Origin of the sequence: Brevundimonas sp., from assembly GCF_036659295.1 — a bacterium.
Lineage (GTDB): Bacteria > Pseudomonadota > Alphaproteobacteria > Caulobacterales > Caulobacteraceae > Brevundimonas.
Genome location: NZ_JAVXCU010000092.1, coordinates 1 through 8528 on the forward strand (window position 1 = coordinate 1; position 8528 = coordinate 8528).

Annotated in this window: 7 protein-coding genes; 6 read left to right on the plus strand and 1 reads right to left on the minus strand. The window is 60.2% G+C overall.

The window, feature by feature from the left end; translation table 11 throughout:
* From RSB01_RS12360 to RSB01_RS12370, 3 genes are all read left to right on the plus strand, one after another.
* The coding region (locus RSB01_RS12360) for a cation:proton antiporter (protein ID WP_332625567.1) at window positions 1-1118 on the plus strand (1118 nt) is incomplete at its 5' end.
* A 3-nt stretch (window positions 1119-1121) separates the two neighbouring features.
* On the plus strand, window positions 1122-2432 hold the full coding sequence (gene pncB, locus RSB01_RS12365; protein ID WP_332591666.1) for a nicotinate phosphoribosyltransferase: 1311 nt from the start codon (window positions 1122-1124) through the stop codon (window positions 2430-2432).
* Window positions 2433-2515: 83 nt separating this feature from the next.
* Window positions 2516-3070, plus strand: a complete 555-nt coding sequence (locus tag RSB01_RS12370; RefSeq protein ID WP_332591665.1) for an NADPH-dependent FMN reductase — start codon at window positions 2516-2518, stop codon at window positions 3068-3070.
* A gap of 85 nt (window positions 3071-3155) precedes the next feature.
* On the opposite strand, the gene RSB01_RS12375 is transcribed toward RSB01_RS12370, so the two are convergent.
* Window positions 3156-4484: an MFS transporter gene (locus tag RSB01_RS12375; protein ID WP_332591664.1), complete on the minus strand. Its 1329-nt coding sequence runs from the start codon at window positions 4482-4484 to the stop codon at window positions 3156-3158.
* 148 nt (window positions 4485-4632) lie between these two features.
* Between RSB01_RS12375 and cyoA the strand changes: the two genes are divergently transcribed.
* From cyoA to RSB01_RS12390, 3 genes are all read left to right on the plus strand, one after another.
* Window positions 4633-5922, plus strand: a complete 1290-nt coding sequence (gene cyoA, locus RSB01_RS12380; protein WP_332620387.1) for a ubiquinol oxidase subunit II — start codon at window positions 4633-4635, stop codon at window positions 5920-5922.
* An 8-nt stretch (window positions 5923-5930) separates the two neighbouring features.
* The gene (gene cyoB / locus RSB01_RS12385) at window positions 5931-7943 is read left to right on the plus strand and encodes a cytochrome o ubiquinol oxidase subunit I (RefSeq protein ID WP_332625568.1); all 2013 of its coding nucleotides are present in this window, start codon (window positions 5931-5933) and stop codon (window positions 7941-7943) included.
* A 133-nt stretch (window positions 7944-8076) separates the two neighbouring features.
* Window positions 8077-8528: cytochrome c oxidase subunit 3 (locus tag RSB01_RS12390; protein ID WP_332625569.1), on the plus strand; the 452-nt coding region annotated here is incomplete at its 3' end.

Consider the following 8528-nt stretch of genomic DNA (forward strand, 5'->3'; position numbering starts at 1 on the left):
TCGGGTTGTCGATGGCCATGGGGGCCTTCCTTGCGGGTGTGCTGTTGTCGGATTCCACTTTCCGGCATCAGTTAGAGGCCGATGTAGAGCCGTTCCGCGCCATCCTTTTGGGGCTGTTCTTCCTGTCGGTCGGTATGGCGCTGGACCTGTCGGTGGTCGTTAATGACTGGAAGGTGGTGCTGGCAGGGCTGGTCGCCTTCATGCTGGCCAAGGCGCTGGTGATCTATGTCGTGGCCCGCGTGTTCAAGGCCTCGAACCGCGAGGCGATCGAGCGGGCGGCCCTGTTCGCGCAAGGCGGCGAGTTCGCCTTTGTCCTCTATAGCGCGGCGGCCACAGCCGGTGTGATCGGCGCACAGGCCAGTGCGGCCCTGACGGCCATTGTCATTTTGTCGATGGCGTTGACGCCGCTGACCACCTTGGCCCTGTCGCGCCTGATGCCGCCGGAAAAAGAACGCGGCATTGATGATGTCGATGATGTGGATGCGGCCAGCGAACTGGAAGGGCGTGTGCTGATTATCGGCTTTGGCCGCTTTTCGCAGGTGGTGTCACAGCCGCTGCTGGCGCGCGGTGTGGATGTCAGCATCATCGAAAAAGACATCGACATGATCCAGGCTGCCGCCACCTTCGGCTTCAAGGTTTATTATGGCGACGGTACGCGGCTGGACACCTTGCGTGCTTCGGGTGTGACCAAGGCCGAGGCGGTGCTGGTCTGCATCGATAACCCCGAGGCCACAGACCATATCGTCCAGTTGCTTAAGCACGAATTCCCCAATGTGAAAGTCTATGCGCGGGCCTTTGATCGCGGGGCTTCGCTGCGGCTTATTCAGGCGGGCGTCGATTTTGAAATCCGCGAGACGTTTGAATCGGCTCTGGCCTTTGGTGCGCAGGTGCTGCGCGAACTGGACGTGCCCGATGTCGAGATCGAGGAAACGATCGAGGAGGTGCGCCACCGTGACCGCGAGCGACTGGCCTTGCAACTGGCCGGTGGTATGGCGGCAGGGCGTTCTTTGATGCGCGGGAACATGACAACACCCACACCTGCACCGTATATCAAACCGGAGAAGGAAGGACGCGTCATCACGACTGGAGACGCGCCACCCGCACCGGAGAGCCTTTAGTCCATGCCCAGTGTTGATCTGGCCAAACGTGCCTATGACCATAGTTGGCGACTGGACCCGATTGTCCGCAGCCTGCTGGATACGGATTTCTACAAGCTGTTGATGCTGCAACTGATCTGGCGTCGCTTCCGCGACGTGCCGGTGACGTTCAGCGTTATCAACCGCTCAACCTCGGTCAAGCTGGCGGCGGAAATCGACGAGACCGAACTGCGGGCGCAACTGGATCATGCCCGCACCTTGCGGTTCACCAATCGCGAACTGATCTGGCTGGGCGGCAATACGTTTTACGGTGTGAAGCAGATCTTCACGCCCGATTTTCTGGCGTGGCTGGCGACCTATCAGTTGCCGGAATATGAGCTGGCGAAAACCGAAGACGGGCAGTACCGCCTGACCTTTAGCGGGTCTTGGGCCGATGTGACCTTGTGGGAAATCCCTGCCCTGTCCATCATCAACGAGCTTCGGGCGCGTGGCGCGCTGGCCCGTCTGGGCCGCTTCGAGCTGGATATTCTTTATTCGCGCGCCAAGACCAAGCTGTGGGAAAAGATCGAGCGCCTGCGCAAGCTGGACAACCTGTCGATCTCGGATTTCGGCACCCGCCGTCGTCACGGCTTCCTGTGGCAGGGCTGGTGCGTCGAGGCGATGAAAGCCGGTTTGGGCGATGCCTTTATCGGCACCTCCAATGTGCTTTTGGCCATGAATAACGACATGGAGGCCATCGGCACCAACGGCCACGAACTGCCGATGGTGGTGGCGGCCATGGCGGGTGATGATGATGAGGCCCTGCGTGATGCCCCCTATCGGGTGCTGGAGGAGTGGCGCCAGACCTATCACGGCAATCTGCTGGTGGTGCTGCCCGATGCCTTCGGCACCGAGGCTTTTCTGGCCGATGCGCCCGCATGGCTGGCGGACTGGAAGGGGTTCAGGCCTGACAGCGCCCCGCCGATCGAAGGCGGCGAAATCATCATGGACTGGTGGAAGTCCAAGGGCGTCGATCCGAAAGACAGGCTGCTGGTTCTGGCTGACGGTCTGGATGTCGATACGATTGAACAGGCCCACGCCCATTTCAAAGGCCGTGTGCGGACCAGTTTTGGCTGGGGCACCAACCTGACCAATGATTTCCGCGACTGTGCGCCGGTAGAGGCCCCCGAATTGTCACCGATCTCGCTGGTGTGCAAGGTGACGCAGGCGGCGGGGCGTCCGGTGGTCAAGCTGTCCGACAACCGCGCCAAGGCGACGGGCGAGATCCGCGAGATCGAACGCTATCAGCGTGTGTTTGGCGAGGCCGGTCGTGACCGGCGCGAAGTGCGGGTCTAGAGACGACGTAGCGCGGGTTTTCGGAACGGCTTGGAGGGGCAGGCATTGATAGTCTGCATATCCATTCCAACCGGAGCCCGCATATGACTGCCATCAAGGTCGGCATTATTATCGGCAGCCTCGCCAAGGCGTCTATCAACCGCAAACTGGCCAGTGCGCTGGAAAAGCTCGCTCCCGAGGGAATGAGTTTCAGCGAGATCGCGATCGGTGATTTGCCGCTTTATTCCTATGACTACGATTCAGACTATCCGGCTGAAGGACGGGCTTTGAAGGCGCAGATCGAAGCGTCGGATGCCATCTTGCTCGTCACGCCGGAATATAACCGTTCCATCCCCGGCGGGCTGAAAAATGCCCTCGACTGGGCCAGTCGTCCGTGGGGCACCAACAGCTTTAACGGCAAGCCGGTGGCGGTAATCGGCACCTCGCCGGGGGCTATCGGGACTGCGGTCGCCCAGACGGCGCTTCGTCCGGTTCTGGGGTTTATGAACACGATCCAGATGAACCAGATCGAGGCCTATATCCAGTACAAGCCCGATATGATTGACGATCAGGGGGCGATTACCAATCCGGAAACCGCCAAATTCCTGAGCGGTTTCCTTGAAAGCTTCCAGAGCTTTGCAGCCCGCCACAAGGGTTGAGTTTCAGCTCTGCGAAACGGACGGCATCAAAAAAGGGCGCATCCCGCAAAGGATGCGCCCTTTAATGTTTTAGCCTTTAAGCAGCCTAGTCGCGGGCCAGACCCAGACTGCGGTTCAGCCACAGGGCCAGCAGCGTGATCAGGGCACCTGACAGCAGGTAAAGACCACCGGCCGCTGCGCCAAAGCTTGCCGACAACCACAGGGCGGCCAGCGGCGCAAAGCCTGCACCGAACAGCCAGGCCAGATCGGAGGTCAGGGCCGAGGCGGTATAGCGGTTGCGGGCGCTGAAGCCCGAAGCAATGACGCCCGAAGCCTGCCCGAAGGCCAGACCCAGCAGGATGAAGCCGACAATCATATAGGCCAGTTCACCGGCCACGCCGCCGTCCAGCAGTTGCGGCGCAAAGCCCGAGAACACGGCGATGGCCGCAACGGAAGCGCCCAGCAGTTTGCGACGGCCATAGCGGTCGGCCAGCCAGCCCGAGAGCAGGATCGCGGCGACACCGAAACAGGCACCGACCAGTTCGATCATCAGGAAGCGGGCAGGGCTTTCATCCGTGTACAGATAGACCCATGACAGCGGATAGACGGTGACCATGTGGAACATGGCAAAGGCGGCCAGCGGTGCAAAGGCACCGACCAGAATGCCCGCGCCGTCTTCCTTGATGGTCGCACCGATGGCGGTCGGCTTCAGCTCCGAAGAGTGGAAGGCCGACTGGAAGGTCGGGGTCACCACGATACGCAGACGGGCGAACAGGGCCACGACGTTGATGGCAAACGCCACGAAGAACGGATAGCGCCAGCCCCAGCTGTAAAAGTCCTGCGGGGCCAGCTTGGCGACCAGATAGCCGAACAGGGCGCTGGCCACGATGAGGCCCAGCGGGGCACCCAGTTGCGGCACCATGGCGTACCAGCCCTTTTTGTCGGCCGGAGACGACATGGCCAGCAGCGACGGCATGCCATCCCACGTCCCGCCAAGGGCGATACCCTGACCGATACGCAGCACGATCAACATCACGGCGGCCCAGTGACCGGCGCTCTGGAAGCTGGGCAGGAAGCCAAGGCAGACCGTCGACGCACCTAAAAGCAGAAGCGCAATGGTCAGCTTGGTGCCGCGCCCGAACTTACGGTCGATGGCAATAAACAGGGCCGAGCCGATCGGGCGGGCCAAAAAGGCCACGGCGAAGACAGCAAAGGACAGCAAGGTGCCGCCCAGCGCACCGGCATAAGGGAAGATCAGTGCCGGAAAGACAATGACGGAGGCGATGGCATAGACGAAAAAGTCGAAAAACTCGGAAGTTCGACCCAAAATTACGCCGACTGCAATTTCACCTGCGTCGATTTTGCCATGCCGCGCGTTGATCTGGCTGGCGTCCCTTTCAAGGGACTCGGAAGAAGGCGCGCCCGAAGCGTTCATGACAAATGCCGTTCTCTGAGACGGGGCGTCTAAGCGCCCATACTGTTAGAATGAATGAAACGCTCCTTTGCTCCGACAAAAGGATTGGGGGGATAGGGCGGATTGTCCAATGTCGCACATTTGACTGCGGAGCTACGGGGCAGGCGCAATGACCGAAACTGTGCCCGATCACCCCGTTAGTCTGGCCCGGCGCGTGATGACATCACGCCGCCTGAGGCCGCTCGCCCTTGCGCCATTGATGGCGGTCCTCGCCGGCTGTGAAGCCGTCGTGCTGGCCCCCGCCGGTGACATCGCTATCCAGCAACGCGACCTTCTGGTCTTCTCGGTGCTGTTGATGCTGATCGTCATCGTGCCTGTTATGGTGCTGACCGTCTGGTTCGCGTGGAAATACCGCGCCTCGAACAAGGCCGTTGAAAAAGAACATGATCCGGACTGGGATCACTCGACCCACCTTGAACTGGTGATCTGGGCGGTTCCGCTGCTGATCATCATATGTCTGGGCGCTGTGACCTGGACCGGCACCCACCTTTTGGACCCCTATCGTCCACTGGACCGGATTGACGAAAGTCAGGCCGTGACCGAGGACCACAAGACCCTGCAGGTCGAAGTAGTGGCGATGGACTGGAAATGGCTGTTCATCTATCCGGAATACGGCATTGCCACGGTCAATGAACTGGTCGCGCCGGTGGATCGTCCGATCCGCTTCCATATCACTTCGACCGGCGTGATGAACTCTTTCTATGTTCCGGCTATGGCGGGTCAGATCTATGCCATGCCGGGCATGGAGACCAAGCTGCACGCGGTCATCAACCGTCCGGGCGACTATGTCGGCTTCTCGGCCAACTTCTCGGGCGACGGCTTCTCGCACATGCGTTTTGCCGCCCGTGGCGTAGACGATGCCGGTTTTGACCAGTGGGTCGCCAAGGTGCGCGCCGAAGGCCAGGTACTGGATCGCGAAACCTATCTGGAACTGGAAAAGCCTTCCGAGAAGGTACCGGTCATCCATTACAGCCAGGTCGATACCATGCTGTTCGATGCGGTGGTCAATATGTGCGTCACGCCGGGCAAGATGTGCATGGGCGAGATGATGGATATCGATCGCAAGGGCGGTCTGGGCGTTGCGGCGGTGAACAACACCTGGCCGCTGGTCTATGACAAGTTTGCCCGTCGCGGCGATGCCGTGTTCGGCAGTGGCGAAAGCTATGTGATGCAGGTCTGCACCCCGTTGCAGGCCGAACGTGCGGCCATCGAAGCCAATCTGCGTCGCCAGCAAAATGCGCAGACCCTTGTGCGCGCCGATCCGTTCAACCGCCTCACCGGCGCTGCGCTTGTGGCACCGGGCAAGGTTCCCGAAGCGGTTGCGGTCAATGCCGCACAGGCCGGTCCGCAAACCCTTCCTGCCGTGGCAGCGTCCCTGACGCCTGCCTCGCAATCCTGAGTCCCGTCATGGCTTCTGAAGCAATCGTAGAAACTACGCCCTTGTTGGGGCGCCTGAGCTGGGCAGCCATCCCGTCCGACCCGATCGTCCACGTCACTTTTGCCGTGGTTGTTCTGGGCGGTCTGGGCGTGCTGGCCCTGCTGACCAAATACAAGATGTGGGGCTATCTCTGGAAAGAGTGGTTCACGACCGTCGATCACAAGAAGATCGGCATCATGTACATGATCCTCGGCTTGATCATGTTCCTGCGCGGCTTTGCCGATGCCCTGATGATGCGCCTGCAACAGGCGATGGCCTTTGGCGGTTCCGAGGGCTATCTGAACGCACACCACTATGACCAGATCTTTACCGCCCACGGCGTGATCATGATCTTCTTTGTGGCCATGCCGATGATTACGGGCCTGATGAACTATCTGGTCCCGCTACAGATCGGCGCGCGTGACGTGTCCTTCCCGTTCCTGAACAATTTCTCGTTCTGGATGACGACGGTGGGCGGCATCATGGTCATGGCCTCGCTGTTTGTCGGCGAGTTTGCCCGTACCGGCTGGCTGGCCTATCCGCCGCTGTCGGGCATTGGCTACAGCCCCGGCGTCGGCATGGACTATTATATCTGGTCGCTGCAGATCGCCGGTGTCGGTACCACCTTGTCGGGGATCAACCTGATCGCCACCATCGTGAAGATGCGCGCGCCGGGTATGGGCATCATGAAGATGCCGGTCTTCACCTGGACCTCGCTGTGCGCCAACGTCCTGATCGTGGCGTCCTTCCCGATCCTGACCGCCACGCTGGCCCTTCTGTCGGCTGACCGTTATCTCGGCACCAACTTCTTCACGAACGACTTCGGCGGCAACCCGATGATGTACGTGAACCTGATCTGGATCTGGGGTCACCCCGAGGTCTACATCCTGATCCTGCCGCTGTTCGGCGTGTTCTCGGAAGTCGCCTCGACCTTCTCCAGCAAGCGCCTGTTCGGCTATACCTCGATGGTGTACGCCACCGTGTGTATCACTGTGCTGTCGTATCTGGTGTGGCTGCACCACTTCTTCACCATGGGTTCGGGCGCGTCGGTGAACTCGTTCTTCGGCATCACCACGATGATTATCTCCATCCCGACAGGGGCGAAGATATTCAACTGGCTGTTCACCATGTATCGCGGCCGCATCCGTTTCGAGCTGCCGATGATGTGGCTGATCGCCTTTATGCTGACCTTCGTGCTGGGCGGTATGACCGGTGTCATGCTGGCGGTTCCGCCGGCCGACTTCGTGCTGCACAACTCGCTGTTCCTGATCGCCCACTTCCACAACGTCATCATCGGTGGCGTGCTGTTCGGCCTGTTTGCCGCCATCAACTACTGGTGGCCCAAGGCCTTCGGCTTCAAGCTGGACCGCAAATGGGGTCTGGTCAGCTTCTGGTGCTGGGTTGTCGGCTTCTGGGTCGCCTTTGCCCCGCTCTATGTACTGGGCTTTATGGGCGTGACCCGTCGTATGCGCGTCTTTGATGATCCGGCCTACCATATCTGGTTCGTGATCGCTGCCGTCGGCGTTGTCATCATCGCCGTGGGTATCCTGGCCATGCTGATCCAGTTCGCCGTTTCGATCATCAATCGCGACAAGTTGCGTGACGAGTCCGGTGACCCGTGGGATGGCCGTACGCTGGAATGGGCGACCTCTTCGCCGCCGCCAGCCTACAACTTCGCCAAGACCCCGATCATCCACGACACGGATTCGTGGGCCGATATGAAGAAGCGCGGCTATGAGCGTCCGACCTCGGGCTTCGAAGCCATCCACATGCCGTCCAATACCGGCGCAGGCCTGATCATTTCGATCCTGTGCGGCATCTGCGGCATGGCGCTGATCTGGTACATCTGGTGGTTGGCGGCTGCCAGCTTCGTGGCTGTCATCGCCGTGTCGATCGCCCATACGTTCAACTACCGCCGCGACTACTACATCCCGGTGGAAGAGGTTGTGGCGACCGAGGATGCTCGTACCCACGCCCTTGCCAAACTGAAAGCGGAGGGCTGATCCGATGAGCGCTGCACACGCCCCCATCAACCCCGACTATGTGGATGCACAGGGTAAACCCCTGTGGCATCCGGTCCACGAACCGCACCTTCCCGAAGGCCACAGCACCTCGCTAGGCTTCTGGATGTATCTGATGAGCGACTGCCTCATCTTTGCGATGTTGTTTGCGGTCTATGCCGTGATCGGTGGCAACTATGCCGCCGGTCCGGCACCGAAGGACCTGTTCGATCTGAACCTGATCGCAGTGAACACGGCCATGCTGCTGTTCTCATCGATCACCTATGGCTTTGCGATGCTGGCCATGATGAAGGGCAAGATCGGGCAGACCCTGACATGGCTGGGTGTGACCGGACTGTTTGGTCTGGCCTTCCTCGGTATCGAACTCTACGAGTTTGCACACCTGATCCATCTTGGTGCCACGCCGCAACGCAGTGGCTTCCTTTCGGCCTTCTTCTTCCTGGTCGGCACCCACGGTCTTCACGTGACCTTCGGTATCATCTGGCTGGTGACGCTGATGGTGCAGGTGAAGATGAAGGGGCTTATTCCGGCCAACCGCCGACGCCTGATATGCCTGTCGATGTTCTG